Raw genomic sequence first — 17,514 nt, forward strand, 5'->3', positions numbered from 1 at the left:
TGCGGGAGGTCGTCGAGATCGAGGGCTTCGAGTACGTCGACGACGCCGAGTGGGCCACCGCGGTCGCCGAGCCGGTCGGTGAGGCGCACGCCGAGCCGGTCCTCGAGCAGCCCGCGGAGGACGAGGCCGTCGAGGCTGTCGAGGTCGCCGAGGAGCCCGCCGCCCGCGTCGCCAGCCCCACCCCCTCGCCGCTGCGCGAGCCGCTGGTGGCCGTGCGCGCGGAGATGGCCGGCACGGTCGCCCGCGGCCCCGTCGAGGCCACCGAGGTCGCCGAGGTCACCGAGGCCGCTGAGACCCCCGAGCCCGTCCTCGCCGCGCCCCGGGCGCTGCACCGCCCCGGCAGCGTCGATCTCGTCGAGGACACCGTCCTGTGGGGCGAGCGGGAGACTCCCGAGGAGGCGCCCGCACGCGTCCCCGTGATCGGGCCGCAGCTCCTCACCGCGCGCACGCGACTGGGCCTGACGGTCGACCAGCTGGCCGACCGCACCCGCATCCGCCCGCACGTCATCGAGTCCATCGAGGTCGACGACTTCGGTCCCTGCGGCGGCGACTTCTACGCCCGCGGTCACCTGCGCACCCTCGCCCGGGTGCTCGGCCTGGACTCCGCGCCGCTGGTGGCCGCCTACGACGACCGCTACGCCGACGCGCCCATCGACCCTCGCCGGGTCTTCGAGGCCGAGCTCGCCGGGGGCGCCATCCGCGGCACCCGCGGCGGTCCGAACTGGTCGGTCCTCACCGCCGCGGTGATGGCCGTCGTCCTCGCGTGGTCGATCGCGCGTCTGGTCACCGACCGGCCCGAGACCGAGGACCCGCGGGGCGCGATCACCCCGGCCGGCAGCACCGTGACCGGCGGCTCCGTGCCGGTCACGCTGACGGCCGCCGGCGGCGGAGCGCGCGTCGTCGTGCGCGACGGCCGCGACAAGGTCGTCTTCCAGGGCAGCCTCGTCTTCGGCCAGTCCAAGCAGCTGCGCTCGGTGAGCCAGCCCGTCCGGGTGCAGACCACCGACGGCTCGCTGGAGGTGCGGATCGGCTCGAAGGACCGGGGCGCGATCGGCACCACCGGCCGACCCGCCCAGGCCACCTATGTGAACTCGGCCGGGTGAGCGTCTACACTCATCTGTGACCGGTGTCTCCACCGGTCCCATGGACGCCCTGGGGAGGGCGAGACGGCGGGGGTCGTCCCTCGGCAGCGCGAAAGCGCCGCTCGGGACGGCCCCCGCCCCCATATCTCAGGCTCACCTCGAGCTCGCCGACCGCCGCGAAGTGCTCGAGGTAGCGCCGGGCGCTGACGCGGGAGATCCCGATCGCCTCGGCCGCCTCGCTCGCGGACAGCTCGCGCTCGGGGGCGTCGTCGACGGCGGCGCGCACGGCCGCGGCCGTCTCGGCCGAGAGGCCCTTGGGCAGCGGCGCACGCCGTGAGCCCACCGGCGCGAAGACCGCGTCGATGCTCGCCTGATCGGCCTCGGGCGCATCGCCCAGGGCCGCGCGCGCCTGACGCACCAGCTGGAGGCGCTCGGCCAGGTCGGCGGCCTCGAACGGCTTGACGAGGTAGTGCGCGGCGCCGGCCGCGGCCGCGGCCCGGACGGTGTCGGCCTCGCGGGCCGCGGTGACGACGAGCACGGCGGTGTCGTCGCCCTCGGCGCGCAGGGACCGCAGCAGCTCGATGCCGCTGCGATCGGGCAGGTGGACGTCGAGGAGCACGAGGTCGGGACGCAGTCGCTCGATCTCCGCGCGAGCGGTGGCTGCGGTGGCGGCCGTGCCGACGACCTCGAAGCCGGGCACCTGGGAGACGAACCGGGTGTGGATCGAGGCGACGAGGAAGTCGTCGTCGACGACGAGCACCCGCAGCGGGGCGTCGAGGTGGTCCGGGCGGTCGGGGCCGGCGATCATCGGGCTCCTTCGGCGAGCGGCAGGCGGGCGGTGAAGACGGCTCCCGGACCGGAGCGCACCGAGACCGAGCCGCCCCGACGCTCGCAGACCAGCTGCACGAGCGCCAGTCCGACGCCGCGGCCGCTGGCGTCGCTCGGCTTGGTCGACCAGCCCCGGCGGAACAGGTCGGCGACGTCCTCGGCGGCGACGCCGGGACCGGTGTCGCCGACCTGCACCACCAGGGCCCGCTCGGGGCCGTCGCCGTCGCCGTCGCCGTCGAGCAGCATGCGCACCGTGACGCGCCCGCGCGCCGTCGGGTCGGCTCCGGCGGCGGCGTCGAGGGCGTTGTCGAGCAGGTTGCCGAGCACCGTGCCGGCGTCGGCGGCGAGGTCGGCGTCCAGCCGCGGGACGCCGGACTCCTCGTCGAGCACGAGGTCGACGCGGCGCTCGTCGGCCTGGGAGGTCTTGGCCACCAGCAGCGCGGCCAGGGAGGGGTCCTCGACGCGGGAGCGGACGGCGTCGCTGATGGCGGCCTGGCGGCGGGTGAGGGTGCCGATGAGCCGAGCGGCCTCGTCGGGCTCGCCGAGCTGCAGCAGGCCCGAGAGCGTGTGCAGCTGGTTGGCGAACTCGTGGGTCTGCGCGCGCAGCGTGTCGGTGAGGCTCTCGCGCGCCGAGAGGCGGCTCTGGAGGGCGCTGAGCTCGGTGCGGTCGCGCAGCGTCGTGACGCTGCCGCCGCTGCTCACCGGCGCGCGGTTGAGCACCAGCAGACGACCTCCGACGACGACCGGCGCGTCGACGACCTCCCCGCCGGAGGTGACCAGGTCGACGACGCGCTCGGGCAGCCCGAGCTCGCGCACGGGGCGGCCGCCGCTCACCGCGGGGAGCCCGAGGAGCGACTGCGCGGACTCGTTGACCAGCACCACCCGCTCCTCGGCGTCCAGTGCGAGCAGACCCTCGCGCAGGGAGGTCAGCAGGGCCTCGCGCTGGTCGGCCAGGGCGGCGATCTCGGCGGGCTCCAGGCCGCGGGTGCGGCGACGGATCAGTCGGGAGAGCAGGATCGACCCGGCCACCCCGAGCCCGAGGCCGAGGCCGAGGAAGACGACGAGGTCGCCGAGCGCGCCCGCGAGCCGCTCGCGCCAGGGCGGGAAGTCCTCGACCACGACGACCGCGCCGACCACCGAGCCGGCCGGGGCCGGCTCGCCGGTGCCCGGGGCCGCGGCGTCGTCCTCGCCGGGGGCGTTGTCGGAGAGCACCGGCACGGTGGCGGCCAGTGCCGCGGAGCCACGGTCGCGGACGTCGCCGGTCCAGCGGCGTCCCTCGAGCGCGTCGCCGGGCCCGAGGTCGGCCTCCTGACCCTCGCGGGTCGGGTCGGTGCTGATGAGCACCCGCCCGTCGCGTCCGACGAGGTGCACGACGCTGGCGCCGACGTCATCGGCCCGCTGCTGGGCGTAGAAGACCAGCGCGGCGCGGCGCAGGTCGGGGGAGTCCAGGCCGTCCTGCACCGCGGGCGTGCCCGCGAGGGCCTCCGCCGCGGCGGTCAGCCGCTGGGCGCGGCTGTCACGGAACTCGGCGTCGGCCTGCCGCAGGGAGACGACGCTGCTCACCGCCAGCACCACCAGGAGCACGCCCACCTGGAGCAGCAGCACCTGGGCGGCCAGGCCGGGGGCCCGACGTCGCGTCCAGCGTGACCACAAGGTCCACAACCTCCTCTAGTTGCCCAAGCGTGACGGCGGCCACATCGACTGGGCACAGTCAACCCCGCGGCGCCCGCAGGGGCGAGTCCGCACCCGAACCCGAGGCCCGAACGAGGCCCGAACGAGTGCCTGAACGAGTGGGAGTGTGCACGATGCGCGAGACGAGTCCGAGCGGCCGCCGACGACGCCGACCCGGCGCCGTCGCGGTCGCCGCCGCGATGGCCGTCGCCGTGGTCCTCGCGGCCAGCGGCTGCGGGCTGACCCGTCGCGACGACGACCGCGATCTGGCGATGTGGATCCCGAACAGCCCCGGCGGCGGATACGACCAGACCGGTCGTGCGGCGGTCGGCGTGCTCGAGAGCGAGGACATCACCGGCGGCTCGCTGCAGGTCACCAACATCCTCGGCGCCAGCGGCTCGGTCGCGCTGACCCGCCTGATGAGCCAGAAGGGCGACGAGCACCTGCTCATGACCGTCGGCCTCGGCGTCGTCGGCGCGTCCTACTCCTTCGCCCAGCGCTACCAGGTGGCCGACGCGACCCCGATCGCGCAGCTCATCGAGGACCAGGAGGCCGTGCTCGTGCCGGCCGACTCGCCGTACCGGACGTTCGCGGACTTCGCGAAGGCATGGAAGGCCGATCCCTCCGGCATGGTCGTCGGCGGCGGCTCGAGCCCCGGCGGCCCCGACCACCTCTTCCCGATGCAGCTGGCCGACGAGCTGGGCATCGACCCGCGCGTGGTGCAGCGTCGCTACGTCGCCTACGACGGCGGCGGTCCGCTGACCAGCGCCCTGCTCGGCGGCAAGATCGACGCCGGCTTCTCCGGCCTCGGCGAGTTCGAGGGCCAGATCGAGTCCGGCGACCTGCGGGCGCTGGCGGTCTCCGGCGAGGAGCGCCTCGACGGCGACGTCCTCGGGAAGGTGCCGACCCTGACCGAGTCCGACGTCGACCTGATCTTCACCAACTGGCGCGGCCTGGTGGCCCCGCCGGGCATCTCGCAGGAGCGCCGCGACGAGCTGATCGCCTACGTCGAGCGCATGCACGACACCGCGGCCTGGCGCCGGGTGCTGGCCCGCAACGGCTGGATCGACGAGCTCAAGACCGGTGACGACTTCGGGGCCTTCCTGCGCGAGCAGGACGCCCGGGTCGCCGACACCCTGAAGGAGGTGGGTCTGCTGTGACGACCCCCGACGTGACACCCGACCTGACGTCCCACCCGCACGATCGCGCGCCGCGCGACCTCGCCCAGCTCGGCCTCGCCGCCGTCCTGGTGCTCGTGGGCGCGGTGACCCTGCTGGACGCCTCCCGGCTCGACGTCGGGTTCGCCGACCCCGTCGGCCCCCGCGTCTTCCCGACCGTCATCGGCGTCGGCACCGTGGTGCTCGGCGTGCTCCTGGCCGCCTCGGCGCTGCGCGGCGGCCGCGGCGAGGTCGAGGGCGGCGAGGACGTCGACCTCTCCCAGGGCTCGGACTGGCTGACGGTCGCGCGGCTGGTGGGCGTCCTGGTGCTGACCGTGCTCACCGTCGGCTGGCTCGGCTGGGCGATCACCGGCGCGCTGCTGTTCGCCGGCGCGGCGTGGTCGCTCGGGTCGCGGACGCTGGTGCGCGACGTGCTCGTCGGCGCCGTGCTCTCGGTCGGCAGCTGGTACGCCTTCTACGCCGGGCTCGGCATCCCGCTGAGCCCCGGCCTCCTGGACGGGATCCTCTGATGGGCGAGCTCTCCCTGCTCTGGGGCGGTCTGCAGGCCGCGGCGAGCCCCGAGAACCTGGCCTACGCCGCGATCGGCGTCCTGCTCGGCACGTTCGTGGGCGTCCTGCCCGGCATCGGCCCCGCGATGGCGGTGGCGCTGCTGCTGCCGGTGACCTTCGGCCTCGAGCCGACCTCGGCGTTCATCATGTTCGCCGGCATCTACTACGGCGGCATGTACGGCGGCTCGACCACCTCGATCCTGCTCAACACGCCGGGGGAGTCCGCGTCGGTCATGACCGCGCTGGAGGGCAACGCGATGGCCAAGCGCGGCCGCGGCGCCCAGGCGCTCGCGACCGCCGCCATCGGCTCGTTCGTCGCCGGCACGATCGGCACGCTGCTCGTGGCGTTCTTCGCCCCGGCGCTGGCCGGCGTCGCCGTCGACATCGGCGCGCCCTCGTACACCGCGCTGATGGTGCTGGCGCTGCTGATGACCAGCGCGGTGCTCGGCTCCAGCCGGGTGCGCGGCCTCGCTGCGCTGGCGCTGGGCCTGACCATCGGCCTGGTGGGCCTCGACCTCAACACCGGCCAGCCGCGCCTGTCCTTCGGCGTGCCGCAGCTGGTCGACCGCATCGACGTGGTCGTCGTCGCGGTGGGCATCTTCGCCCTCGGCGAGGCGCTGTGGGTCGCGGCGCACCTGCGTCGTCGGCCGCTGCCGGTGACGCCGGTCGGTCGCCCGTGGATGGGCCGCTCGGACTGGCGTCGCTCGTGGGCGCCGTGGCTGCGCGGCACCGCCTTCGGCTTCCCGTTCGGCGCGCTGCCGGCCGGCGGCGCCGAGATCCCGACGTTCCTCTCCTACGCCACCGAGCGCCGCCTCGCCGACCGTCGCGGCAGCCGCGCCGCGGTCGAGGGCCGGGGCGAGGGCGAGCGCTTCGGCGAGGGCGCCATCGAGGGGGTCGCGGGCCCCGAGGCCGCCAACAACGCCTCGGCCGCGGGCATGTTCGTCCCGATGCTGGCCCTGGGCCTGCCGGTGACGGCCACCGCGTCGGTCATGCTCTCCGCGCTGCAGGGCTACGGCATCCAGCCCGGCCCGCAGCTGCTCGCCGAGCAGTCGGACCTGGTGTGGACGCTGCTGGCCAGCCTCCTCATCGGCAACACCCTGCTGCTGGTGCTCAACCTGCCGCTGGCGCCGCTGTGGGCGCGGCTGCTGCGCATCCCGCGGCCCCAGCTCTACGCCGGCATCCTGTTCTTCGCCTGCCTGGGCGCCTACGCCACCAACCAGGACCCCTTCGACGTCGGCCTGCTCGTCGTCTTCGGCCTCCTGGGCCTGGCGATGCGCCGCTTCGGCCTGCCGGTGCTGCCGCTGATCCTGGGCGTCATCCTCGGACCGATCCTCGAGGGCAAGCTGCGCGAGGCTATGGCCATCTCCGGGGGAGACGTCTCCGGGCTGTGGTCCGAGCCGCTGGCCGTGGTGATCTACGCGATCGCGGTGCTGGCCCTGATCGTGCCGCCGCTGCTGCGGCGCCGCCTGGAGCGCCAGGTCGCGGTCGTCGACGCTCCCTCGTCCCCGTCCGCCCCCGAGCGCGAGGAGGCGCTGCGATGAGCACGATCGTGGTCGGATGGGCGCCCGACGCCCACGGCGAGGCCGCCGTGCGGCACGCCGTCGCGGAGGTCGCGCTCACCGGCGCGGGCCTGGTGCTGGTCAACGCCACCCGCGGCGACGCCACCGTCGACGAGCGGTTCGCCCCCGAGGCGCTGCGGGAGGCCGCGAAGCGCGTGCGCGCGGCCGGCGTCGCGGTCGAGGTGCGCTCGCCGATGGCCCTCGACGTCGGCGACGCCGTGGTGGCGGTGGCCGTCGAGGTCGGCGCCGAGCTGATCGTGCTGGGCCTGCGACGCCGCTCGCCGGTCGGCAAGCTGCTGCTGGGCAGCGTCGCCCAGCGGGTGCTGCTGGAGGCGCCGTGCCCGGTGCTGGCCGTCAAGGCCGACAGCGCGGTGCGCACCCCCGCAGGCGGCTGAGCGGGCCCGTCCGGGGCCGGGACGCCGGGGATCGCGCGCGATCGCCGACCGCGAGGGTTTCGACGCGGTCGGCGATCGGCGGCATACTCGAGGGCGATCATGACGACCGAATCCCGCACGCCCCTGTCCGTGGCCATGGTGACCCTGGGCTGTGCCCGCAACGAGGTCGACTCCGAGGAGCTGGCCGGGCGACTCGAGGCCGGCGGCTTCACCCTCGTCGCGGACCCCTCCGAGGCCGACACCGTCGTGGTCAACACCTGCGGCTTCGTCGAGGCCGCGAAGAAGGACTCCATCGACTCCCTGCTCCAGGCCGCCGACCTCAAGACCGAGCACGGCGGCAAGGCGCAGGCCGTCGTCGCGGTGGGCTGCCTGGCCGAGCGGTACGGCCACGAGCTGGCCGAGTCGCTGCCCGAGGCCGACGCCGTCCTCGGCTTCGACGACTACCCCGACATCGCCGCGCGCCTGCAGGCCATCGTCGCGGGGGAGCGGCCCGCCGCCCACACCCCGCAGGACCGACGCCTGCTGCTCCCGATCACCCCGGTCGAGCGCTCGCTCTCCGACGCCGCCGTGCCCGGCCACGCCTCCGGGCCGGCCTCGGTGCGCCGCCGCCTCGACTCCGGCCCGACCGCCGCGCTGAAGCTGGCCAGCGGCTGCGACCGTCGCTGCACCTTCTGCGCCATCCCGAGCTTCCGCGGCGCCTTCGTCAGCCGTCGGCCCTCCGACGTGCTCGCCGAGGGGCGCTGGCTGGCCGAGCAGGGTGCCAAGGAGCTGTTCCTCGTCAGCGAGAACTCCACCTCCTACGGCAAGGACCTCGGCGACCTGCGCCTGCTCGAGACCCTGCTGCCCGAGCTCGCCGCCATCGACGGCGTCGAGCGGGTGCGGGTCTCCTACCTGCAGCCCGCCGAGACGCGTCCCGGCCTGCTCGAGGCCATCGCCACGACGCCGGGCGTCGTGCCGTACTTCGACCTCTCCTTCCAGCACGCCAGCGCCACGGTGCTGCGTCGCATGCGCCGCTTCGGCGACCCCGAGTCGTTCCTCGGGCTCCTCGAGCGCGTCCGGGAGCTCGCGCCCACCGCGGGCGTGCGCTCCAACGTCATCGTCGGCTTCCCCGGCGAGACCGAGGAGGAGCTCCAGACCCTGTGCGACTTCCTCGTGGCCGCGCGCATGGACGTCACCGGCGTCTTCGGCTACTCCGACGAGGACGGCACCGAGGCGGCCGGCTTCGACGACAAGCTCGACGAGGACGAGATCCGCGCCCGCACCGAGCACGTCACGGCGCTGGTCGAGGAGCTCAACGCCCAGCGGGCCGAGGAGCGGATCGGCGAGCGGGTCGAGGTGCTCGTGGAGTCCCTCGAGGACGGTGTCCTCGGCCGGGCCGCCCACCAGGGTCCCGAGGTCGACGGCACCACCGCCCTCGTCGGCGACCCCGCGCTGCTGGCCACCCTGCGCGTCGGCGACCTGGTCACGGCGGTCGTCGACGACACCGATGGCGTCGACCTGATCGCCCGTCCCGAGCCCGCCGCGTCGCAGGAGGCCCCCCGATGACCGACGCCCCCGCGACCAAGCCGTCGAACCTCAACGTCCCGAACGCGCTGACGACGCTGCGCATCGTCCTGGTGCCGTTCTTCGGCTGGGCGCTGCTCGTCGACGGCGGCGAGTCCGCGGTGTGGCGCACCGTCGCGTACGTGATCTTCGCCGTCGCGATGATCACCGACAAGATCGACGGCGACCTCGCCCGCAAGCACGGCCTGGTCACCGACTTCGGCAAGATCGCCGACCCCATCGCCGACAAGGCGATCACCGGCATGGCGCTGATCGGCCTCTCGATCGTCGGCGACATCTGGTGGTGGGTCACCATCGTCGTGCTGGTGCGCGAGTGGAGCGTCACGCTGCTGCGCCTCTCGATCCTCCAGCACATCGTCATCGCCGCGAAGGACCTCGGCAAGCTCAAGACCACCGTCCAGGCCCTCGCCCTCGGCGGCCTGACCCTGCCCGGGCGCGACCCCGACCTGCCGGGCTGGCTCGACGTGCCGGGCGAGGTGCTCTTCTACCTCTCCCAGGCGCTCCTCGTGGTGGCCGTCGCCCTGACCCTGTGGTCGGGCGCGGAGTTCTACCGCGACGTCTGGCGTCAGCGGCACTCCCTGCGCAAGGCCTGAGGCCCCCGAGGCCCCCGAGACCGGATCGAGACCTTCCGCAGGCGGTTTCGTTGCGTCGGTGGTCTAGACGGACGGCCGCTCGGCGGGGCATCGTGCTCCCAGCCCCGGCTCCCGGGGCTGCGTCAGGAAGGTCAGACCTCAGTGCTCTCACGATCTCGGGTGAGGACCGGCGGGGGGACGTCGTCCCCCTCCGGCTCCGGACTCCACTCCGTCCGTCACGACCACGCGCCCGCGAGGTCCTCGCGCGCGTGCGGGCGTCCTCGACCCCTGTCCTGACGATCCCGCGGGCGGCGTGACGGGATCTCCCGTCTCGACCGGCCGCGGACACGGCGCGTTCACCCGAGCACACCTCGCGGGTCACCACCCCGCGCTCGGATGAGGCGCTCTCGTCCCACCCCTTCGCACCCTCGGAGCGTCATCCATGCGTTCAACCGACCGGCGGCGTCTCGCCGGCCTCGTGTCCCTGGGCGTCGCGGTGGGCGGTCTCGCACCGCTCGTCGCCTCTCCCGCCCACGCCAGTCCCGACGGCTCGGGCCTCGTCATCAGCGAGGTCTACGGAGGCGGCGGCAACGCCGGCGCCCCGTACACCCACGACTTCGTCGAGATCCTCAACCCCACCAGCGCCGCCATCGACCTGACCGGCCTCTCGGTGCAGTACCGCAGCAGCGGCGGCTCCGGCGCCGCGTCGGGCGTCACGGCGCTCAGCGGCTCGCTCGCCGCGGGCGCCAGCCTGCTGGTGCAGGAGGGCACCAACGGCGCCGTCGGCTCGGCCCTGCCGACCCCCGACGTCACCGGCACCATCAACCTCAGCGCGACCAACGGCACCGTGTTCATCGCGAAGAGCACCACCGCGATCACGCCCGCCGTCCCGTTCAAGGGCAGCGCGGACGTCGTCGACCTCGTCGGCTACGGCACCTCGAACACCTTCGAGACCAAGGCCGCCCCGGCGGGAACGAACACGACCTCGCTCGCGCGCAGCGGGGCCGGCAAGGACACCGACGACAACTCGACCGACCTCACGGCCGGCGGTCCCACCCCGAAGGGGACCGGCGGCTCGGGCGGCGGCACGGGCGGCGACGTCCCGCCGGCGCCCGACCTGACGGCCATCGCCGCCATCCAGGGCACCGGCACCACGACGCCGCTCTCCGGCCAGACCGTGCGCACGCAGGGCGTCGTCACGGCGTCCTACCCCGCGGGCGGCCTCAAGGGCTTCTACCTGCAGACCGCCGGCACCGGCGGCGACGACGCCACGCCGGGCGCCTCCGACGCGATCTTCGTCTACGCGCCCTCGCTGACCTCCCTGCCCGCCGTGGGCGACTCCGTCGAGGTCACCGGCAAGGCCGGCGAGTTCGGCGGCCTCACCCAGATCACGGTCGCGGCCGCCGGCGACATCACCGCGGTGACCCCCGCGCTCGCCGCGGTCACCCCGCGTCGCACCGCCTGGTACACCACCGACGCCGACCGCGAGGCGCACGAGGGCGAGCTGCTCCAGCTCACCGACGACCTCACCGTCACCAACTCCTACAACGCCTCGCAGTACGGCGAGATCGGCCTGGCCACCGGCACGACGCCGCTGATCCAGCCCACCGAGGTGCGCGACTTCCAGACCGGCTCGCCCGAGCAGATCACCGCGCAGAACGCCCAGCGCCTGGTCACCCTCGACGACGGCAAGTCGGAGAGCTTCTACGGGGCCGCCAGTGGCACGCCGTCCTCGTACGTCGACGCCACCCACCCGGTGCGGGTCGGCGCGACCGCCACGCTCAAGGGCGCCTTCGTCCTCGACTACCGCAACAGCCTGTGGAAGCTGCAGCCGCGCACGCCCGTCACCGGTCTCGGTGACGACGTCGCGACCTTCGCCGACACCCGCACCGCGGCGCCCGAGGCCGTCGGGGGCGACGTGCACATCGCCACCTTCAACGTCCTGAACTTCTTCCCGACCACCGGCGCCGACATCGTCGCCGCGGGCGGCACCTGCTCGTTCTACGACGACCGCGCCGGCAACCACGTCACCGTGAACACCTGCACCACCGCCAGCGGCGGCCAGGGTCCGCGTGGCGCAGCCGACGCCGCCAACCACGCCCGGCAGCGCGCGAAGATCGTCTCGGCGATCAATGCTCTCGGCGCCGGCATCGTCTCGCTGGAGGAGCTGGAGAACTCCGCGAAGTTCGGCCCCGACCGCGACGCCGCCATCAAGTCCCTCGTGGCCTCGCTCAACGCCGACGCCGGCTCCACCGTGTGGGCCTACGTGCCCTCGCCGGCGACCCGCCCGGCGCTGGCCGACGAGGACGTCATCCGCACCGGCTTCATCTACAAGCCGGCCCTGGTGAGCCCCGTGGGCGCCTCGCTGATCCTCGACGACCAGACCAACTTCGACAACGCCCGCGAGCCGCTCGCCCAGGCCTTCAAGAAGACCGGCGACCCCGACTCCCGCGCGTTCGCGGTGATCGTCAACCACCTCAAGTCCAAGGGCGCCAGCGGCGCCACCGGCGACAACGCCGACCAGGGCCAGGGCGCCTGGAACGCCGACCGCATCGGTCAGGCCAAGGCGGTCGCCGCCTTCGCCGAGACCGTGAAGCAGGCGCGCAGCCTCTCGGCGGTCTTCCTCGTGGGCGACTTCAACTCCTACTCCATGGAGGACCCGATCCAGGCGCTGGAGGACGCCGGCTACGAGCTCGTCGAGTCCGACACCCCCGGCGAGGAGACCTACTCCTTCAGCGGCCTGTCCGGCTCGCTCGACCACGTCCTCGGCAACGCCGCTGCGATGTCGCTCGTCACGGGTGCGGACATCTGGAACATCAACTCCGTCGAGACGGTGGGCTTCCAGTACAGCCGCTACAACAACAACGTCACCGACCTGTATCGGCCCAACCCCTACGGCGCCTCCGACCACGACCCCGAGGTCGTCGGCCTCACCTTCCCGAAGGCACCCGCGGACACCGCGTCGATCAACCTGCTGAACATCAATGACTTCCACGGTCGCATCGACGCCAACACCACGAGGTTCGCCACCACCATCGAGCAGCTGCGTGACGCCGCCGGCGCCGACAACACGCTGTTCCTCTCGGCCGGCGACAACATCGGCGCCTCGCTGTTCGCCTCGGCGGTGCAGAAGGACGAGCCGACCCTCGACGTCCTCGACGCCCTCGGGCTGAGGACCTCGGCGGTGGGCAACCACGAGTTCGACCGCGGCTTCGCCGACCTGCAGGGCCGCGTCAGCGACCGTGCGGACTTCGACTACCTCGGCGCGAACGTCTACAAGAAGGGCACCACGACGCCGGCGCTGCCGGAGTACGCCACCTTCCAGGCCGACGGCCTGACCGTCGGCGTCATCGGCACGGTCACCCAGGAGACCCCGACGCTCGTCTCGCCCGACGGCGTGGCCGACCTCGACTTCGGCGACCCGGTCGCGGCCACGAACCGCGTCGCGGCCCAGCTCTCCGACGGCGACCCGTCCAACGGCGAGGCCGACGTCATCGTCGCGGAGTACCACGAGGGCGCCGGTGACGGCACGCCCGAGGGCGCGACCCTCGAGCAGGAGGTCGCCGCCGGCGGCGCCTTCGCCGACATCGTCACCAAGACCTCGGCCAAGGTCGACGTCATCTTCACCGGCCACACCCACAAGCAGTACGCGTGGGACGGCCCGATCCCCGGGGTCCAGGGCAAGACCCGCCCGATCCTGCAGACCGGCTCCTACGGCGAGAACATCGGCCAGGTCCGCCTGACCGTCGACCGCGCCACCGACGAGGTCACCGCCTACACCCAGCGCAACGTGGCCCGGGTGGCCGCCGAGGACCTCTCCTACCCGCGGGTGGCGAAGGTCAAGGAGATCACCGACGCCGCGCTGGCCAAGGCCGCCCAGGTCGGCAACCAGCCGGTCGGGTCCATCACCGCGGACATCACCACCGCCTACGCCGGTGGCGCCCGCGACGACCGGTCGCGTGAGTCCACGCTCGGCGGCCTCGTGGCCGACGCGCTCAAGGAGGGCATCAAGAGCCAGGCCGACGTCGACCTCGGCATCACCAACCCCGGCGGTCTGCGCGCGGAGCTGCTCTACAAGGGCGACACCACCTCCAACCCGGCCAACACCGACGGCGTGGTCACCTACGCCGAGGCCAACGCGGTGCTGCCGTTCAACAACACCGTCGCCGTCGTCAGCCTCACCGGTGCGCAGCTCAAGGACGTCCTCGAGCAGCAGTGGCAGACCAACCCCGACGGCACCGTCCCGTCGCGGCCCTACCTGCAGCTCGGCCTGAGCCGCAACGTCGCCGTCACCGCCGACCCGACCAAGCCGGCCGGGAGCCGGATCACCTCGGTGCGCATCGACGGCACGGCGCTGGACCCGAAGAAGACCTACAAGGTCTCGACGCTGACCTTCCTGGCCGCCGGAGGCGACAACTTCCGCGCGTTCAAGGCCGGCACCACCGTCGACACCGGTCTGCTCGACGCCCAGCTGTGGCGCGACTACCTCGCGGCGCAGGCGCCGGTGAAGCCCGACTACGCCCGTCGTCAGGTCTTCTCCACCGACCTGCCGGCGAGCCTGCAGGCGGGCGTGGCCTCCACGTTCACCCTCGGCGTCGGCGCCACCACGGCCCCGACGTACCCGCTGAACCCGAAGACGCTCGACCTCACCTCGCTCGGCGCCCCGGCCAACACCTCGGTGACGGCCACCCTGCGCCACGCGGACGGCACCACCGAGCAGGTCGGCCAGCCCTTCGCCGTCGCCGACGGCCTGGCGAAGATCGACCTCACGCTGCCGGCGTCGGTGAAGACCGGCGACGTCGTCGAGCTGAAGGCGTCCCCGTCGGGCACGACCGTCACGATCCCGGCCGAGCCGGCCGCCGCGCCGACCGAGTCGTCGATCACGGCCACGGCCGACGACGTCGCCTCCGGCCAGGACACCGTCGTCAAGGCCACGGTGGCCCCGGCCACCGCCACGGGCACCGTCGAGGTCCGCGAGGGCGACACCCTCCTGGGCACCGGCACCCTGGCCGACGGCAGCGTCACGATCACGGTGAAGGCCGGCACCCTGTCGGCCGGCAGCCACACGCTGACCGTCCGCTACCTCGGCGACGACGCCACCGCGCCGTCCTCGACGACCCTCACCACGACGGTCGGGAAGCAGGCCAGCGTCGTCACCGTGACGCCGCCGGCGAGCAACCCGGTGGTCCGCGGCTCGCGGACGCCGCTCAAGGTCGAGGTCACCGCCGGCGGCGAGCCCGTCGCCGACGGCGTCGTCGCGGCGTTCGTCGACGGCACCGAGGTCGACCGCGCCACGCTGCGCTCGGGCAAGGCCACGCTCCTGGTGGGCCCGTTCGCGACGGCCGGTCGCGAGCAGGTGCAGGTGCGCTACCTCGGCACCGACGAGGTGGCCGCCTCGAGCCGCTCGATCAGCCTGGTCGTGCGCAAGGCGGCGGCGTTCGTCTCGGTGAGCCACACCCCCGACCGGGTCGTGGCGGGCACCACCAAGGTGTTCCTCCGCATCGCCGTCGACGCGCAGTACTCCTCGCTGGTGCCCCGGGGCCGGGTCACCATCACGGCCGACGGCCGCACCACGACGGCCTGGCTCGGCGAGGACGGTCGCGTCCTGGTCCGGCTCGCGCCGTTCGCCAAGGCCGGTCCGCACACCGTCGTCGTCCGCTACGCGGGCAGCGGCGACGTGAACGGCGGCTCGGCCCGCGAGGGGATCTACGTCAGCTCGCGCTGATCGCTCCCCCGCACACCGCACGACGACGGGGCCCGTCCGAGCACTGCTCGGGCGGGCCCTGCCGCGTCCGCGTGGGTCGCGCGGACTCAGCCGACGACGTCGTAGGCGGCCTTGACCAGCGCGAGGTGGCTGAAGGCCTGCGGGAAGTTGCCGATCGCGCGACCGGTCGTGGGGTCGTGCTCCTCGGCGAGCAGCCCGACGTCGTTGGTGAGGCCGACGAGCCGATCGAGCAGCGCGCGGGCGTCGTCGCGCCGGCCGGCGCCGGCGTAGGCGCTCACCAGCCAGAACGAGCACGCGAGGAACGGGTGCTCCTCGCCCTCGAGCCCGTCGACGCCGGAGTCGGTGCGGTAGCGCAGCACCAGGCCGTCGCGCAGCAGCTCGCGCTCGACGGCCTCGATCGTGCCGAGCATCCGCGGGTCGTCGGGCTCGATCAGCCCGTGCCAGGAGAGCATCAGCACCGAGGCGTCGAGGTCGTGGCCCTCGAAGTGCTGGACGAAGGTGTTGCGCTCGGCGTCGAAGCCGCGGGTGAGCACCTGCTCGCGCACCTCGTCGCGGATCGCGCGCCAGCGCTCGACCGAGGCGGGGGCGGCCGGCAGGTCGTAGCGCTCGACGGCGCTGACCGCCCGGTCGAAGGCCACCCAGATCATCGCCTTGGAGTGGGTGAAGTGCCGCGGCTCGCCCCGGATCTCCCAGATGCCGCGATCGGGCTCCTGCCAGTGCCGGGCGAGCTCGTCGACGAGCGTGCGCTGCAGCGCCCACGCGTTGCCGTCGGGGTCCTCGCCCCGCTCGCGCAGCTGCGCCATGGCCTCCATGACCTCGCCGAGCACGTCGTGCTGCAGCTGGGTGACCGCGCCGTTGCCGATGCGCACCGGGCGCGAGCCCTCGTAGCCGGGGAGGTGGTCGAGCTCGTGCTCGGGGAGTCGCCGCGCGCCGTCGACGCCGTAGAGCACCTGGAGGTCCTCGGGGTCGCCGGCGACGGCGCGCAGCAGCCAGTCGCGCCACAGCCGCGCCTCCTCGGCGTAGCCCGCCTGCAGCAGCGCGCCGATGGTGAGGGCGGCGTCGCGCAGCCAGCAGTAGCGGTAGTCCCAGTTGCGCGAGCCGCCGATCAGCTCGGGCAGCGAGGTGGTCGGCGCGGCGACGATGCCGCCGGTCTCCTCGTGGGTCATCAGGCGCAGGGTGAGCAGCGAGCGTCGGACGGCCTCCGCGTGCGGCACCTCGTCGCAGCCGTGCCGCAGCCACGCCTCGTCGTCGGCGCGGGTCTCCTCGATGAGATGCTCGAGCGGGCCGAGGTCCTGCAGGGGCTCGTGGGAGGGCATCCACACGGTGGCGAAGACGAGGTCGTCGCCGGCCGCGACCTCGAACCGGTCGGTGTGGGTGTGGTCGGTGGCCCTCGGCAGCCGCGGACCCCGCAGCACGAGGCGGTCGGGGCCCCCGATGGCGGTGATGACGTGCTCCTCGCCCAGACGCTGGCGGCGCACCCAGGGCCGCACCGAGCCGTAGTCGAGCCGGACCCGCCACTCGTGGCGCATCTCCACGACCCCGCGCACGCCCTCCAGGCGCCGCACGACGTCGGCGCGCCCGTCCCCGCGGGGCATCAGGTCGGTGAGCCGGACCTCGCCCTCGGAGGTCGTGAAGGTCGTCTCCAGGACGCCGGAGTCGCCGACGTAGCGCCGGCTCACCTCGTAGGCGCCGATCGGCTCGAGCTGCCAGTGACCGTGGTCGTCGCTGCCGAGGAGCCCGGCGAAGCACGCGGGGGAGTCGAAGCGGGGCAGGCACAGCCAGTCGATCGAGCCGTTCGTGCCCACCAGGGCCGCGGTGCGCCGATCGCCGATGAGCGCGTAGTCCTCGATCCGCAGGGGCATGCGGGCGAGCGTACGGCCGGGCCCGTCGCAGCGGGCCGCCGAAGGGGTGCCGAGCGGTCTCGTTCGGACGCACGGGGCGCCGATGGCTGCGGCCGGACGCCGGGCCGGACGGCGGATCGGCCACGATCGTGCGTCAGATCACCCCACCTGCGGCGGGAAGATCCACCGCTCCGGTAGCGTTGGCACCACCACAGGAAGGGAGGTCTCCCATGGTGCTGTTCCGTCGACTCCTCGGCGACGTGCTCCGCGACCAGCGGATGCAGCGTGGCATGACCCTGCGCGAGGTCTCCGCCGAGGCGCGTGTGAGCCTCGGCTACATCTCCGAGATCGAGCGCGGCCAGAAGGAGGCGTCCTCCGAGCTGCTCGCCTCGCTGTGCTCGGCGCTCGACCTCCCGCTCTCGGTCGTCCTGCGGTCGGTCTCCGACGCCGTCGCGCTGGAGGAGTCCGCCCTCGCGCCGACTCCGATCCCCGTGCGCGCCGACGCCGAGGTCGTGCCCTCCGCCGCCTGACGGCCCGCGCCGGCCGGTCGGG

At 73.9% G+C, this 17,514-nt stretch carries 12 protein-coding genes; 9 read left to right on the plus strand and 3 right to left on the minus strand.

Annotated elements, in window-relative coordinates:
- Positions 1-1,103: helix-turn-helix domain-containing protein (locus tag ACZDWJ_RS16165; RefSeq protein WP_463522529.1), on the plus strand; the 1,103-nt coding region annotated here is incomplete at its 5' end.
- 10 nt (positions 1,104-1,113) lie between these two features.
- Here ACZDWJ_RS16165 and ACZDWJ_RS16170 read toward each other — a convergent pair.
- Both ACZDWJ_RS16170 and ACZDWJ_RS16175 read right to left on the minus strand, forming a co-directional pair.
- Positions 1,114-1,890, minus strand: a complete 777-nt coding sequence (locus tag ACZDWJ_RS16170) for a response regulator (RefSeq protein ID WP_463522531.1) — start codon at positions 1,888-1,890, stop codon at positions 1,114-1,116.
- Entirely contained in the window at positions 1,887-3,563 is a 1,677-nt protein-coding gene (locus tag ACZDWJ_RS16175; RefSeq protein WP_463522533.1) for a sensor histidine kinase, read from the minus strand. Before ACZDWJ_RS16175 ends, ACZDWJ_RS16170 begins: the two co-directional genes overlap by 4 nt.
- 152 nt (positions 3,564-3,715) lie before the next feature.
- Here ACZDWJ_RS16175 and ACZDWJ_RS16180 point away from each other — a divergent pair, with 152 nt between their 5' ends.
- From ACZDWJ_RS16180 to ACZDWJ_RS16210, 7 genes are all read left to right on the plus strand, one after another.
- Positions 3,716-4,741: a Bug family tripartite tricarboxylate transporter substrate binding protein gene (locus ACZDWJ_RS16180; protein WP_463522535.1), complete on the plus strand. Its 1,026-nt coding sequence runs from the start codon at positions 3,716-3,718 to the stop codon at positions 4,739-4,741.
- Complete coding sequence (locus ACZDWJ_RS16185) at positions 4,738-5,268, plus strand: tripartite tricarboxylate transporter TctB family protein (protein WP_463522537.1); 531 nt, start codon at positions 4,738-4,740, stop codon at positions 5,266-5,268. Before ACZDWJ_RS16180 ends, ACZDWJ_RS16185 begins: the two co-directional genes overlap by 4 nt.
- On the plus strand, positions 5,268-6,848 hold the full coding sequence (locus ACZDWJ_RS16190) for a tripartite tricarboxylate transporter permease (protein WP_463522539.1): 1,581 nt from the start codon (positions 5,268-5,270) through the stop codon (positions 6,846-6,848). The genes ACZDWJ_RS16185 and ACZDWJ_RS16190 overlap by 1 nt, the downstream gene beginning before the upstream one ends.
- On the plus strand, positions 6,845-7,261 hold the full coding sequence (locus ACZDWJ_RS16195) for a universal stress protein (protein ID WP_463522541.1): 417 nt from the start codon (positions 6,845-6,847) through the stop codon (positions 7,259-7,261). The genes ACZDWJ_RS16190 and ACZDWJ_RS16195 overlap by 4 nt, the downstream gene beginning before the upstream one ends.
- 123 nt (positions 7,262-7,384) lie before the next feature.
- Positions 7,385-8,806 (plus strand): 30S ribosomal protein S12 methylthiotransferase RimO, encoded by a 1,422-nt coding sequence (gene rimO / locus ACZDWJ_RS16200; protein WP_463522615.1) that lies wholly within the window; start codon positions 7,385-7,387, stop codon positions 8,804-8,806.
- Complete coding sequence (pgsA, locus tag ACZDWJ_RS16205; protein ID WP_463522543.1) at positions 8,803-9,417, plus strand: CDP-diacylglycerol--glycerol-3-phosphate 3-phosphatidyltransferase; 615 nt, start codon at positions 8,803-8,805, stop codon at positions 9,415-9,417. The genes rimO and pgsA overlap by 4 nt, the downstream gene beginning before the upstream one ends.
- Before the next feature lie 421 nt (positions 9,418-9,838).
- Positions 9,839-15,121 carry an ExeM/NucH family extracellular endonuclease gene (locus ACZDWJ_RS16210; RefSeq protein ID WP_463522545.1) on the plus strand — a complete coding sequence of 1,761 codons (5,283 nt, stop codon included), beginning with the start codon at positions 9,839-9,841 and terminating at the stop codon, positions 15,119-15,121.
- 86 nt (positions 15,122-15,207) lie between these two features.
- On the opposite strand, the gene ACZDWJ_RS16215 is transcribed toward ACZDWJ_RS16210, so the two are convergent.
- A complete protein-coding gene (locus ACZDWJ_RS16215) occupies positions 15,208-16,983 on the minus strand; it encodes a glycoside hydrolase family 15 protein (protein ID WP_463522547.1) in 1,776 nt (591 codons plus the stop codon).
- Positions 16,984-17,192: 209 nt separating this feature from the next.
- On the opposite strand from ACZDWJ_RS16215, the gene ACZDWJ_RS16220 reads away from it, so the two are divergent.
- Positions 17,193-17,492, plus strand: coding sequence for a helix-turn-helix domain-containing protein (locus ACZDWJ_RS16220; RefSeq protein WP_463522549.1), 300 nt, complete (start codon positions 17,193-17,195; stop codon positions 17,490-17,492).
- The last annotated feature ends 22 nt before the right edge of the window (positions 17,493-17,514 follow it).

The sequence above is a fragment of the Nocardioides sp. B129/18 genome, assembly GCF_055282735.1.

Excerpts from the sequence above, each read along its gene's own strand:
- ACZDWJ_RS16170 (WP_463522531.1), bottom strand. The coding sequence starts at position 1,890 with ATGATCGCCGGCCCCGACCGCCCGGACCACCTCGACGCCCCGCTGCGG.
- ACZDWJ_RS16180 (WP_463522535.1), top strand. The coding sequence starts at position 3,716 with ATGCGCGAGACGAGTCCGAGCGGCCGCCGACGACGCCGACCCGGCGCC.
- ACZDWJ_RS16190 (WP_463522539.1), top strand. The coding sequence starts at position 5,268 with ATGGGCGAGCTCTCCCTGCTCTGGGGCGGTCTGCAGGCCGCGGCGAGC.
- ACZDWJ_RS16195 (WP_463522541.1), top strand. The coding sequence starts at position 6,845 with ATGAGCACGATCGTGGTCGGATGGGCGCCCGACGCCCACGGCGAGGCC.
- pgsA (WP_463522543.1), top strand. The coding sequence starts at position 8,803 with ATGACCGACGCCCCCGCGACCAAGCCGTCGAACCTCAACGTCCCGAAC.
- ACZDWJ_RS16210 (WP_463522545.1), top strand. The coding sequence starts at position 9,839 with ATGCGTTCAACCGACCGGCGGCGTCTCGCCGGCCTCGTGTCCCTGGGC.
- ACZDWJ_RS16215 (WP_463522547.1), bottom strand. The coding sequence starts at position 16,983 with ATGCCCCTGCGGATCGAGGACTACGCGCTCATCGGCGATCGGCGCACC.
- ACZDWJ_RS16220 (WP_463522549.1), top strand. The coding sequence starts at position 17,193 with ATGGTGCTGTTCCGTCGACTCCTCGGCGACGTGCTCCGCGACCAGCGG.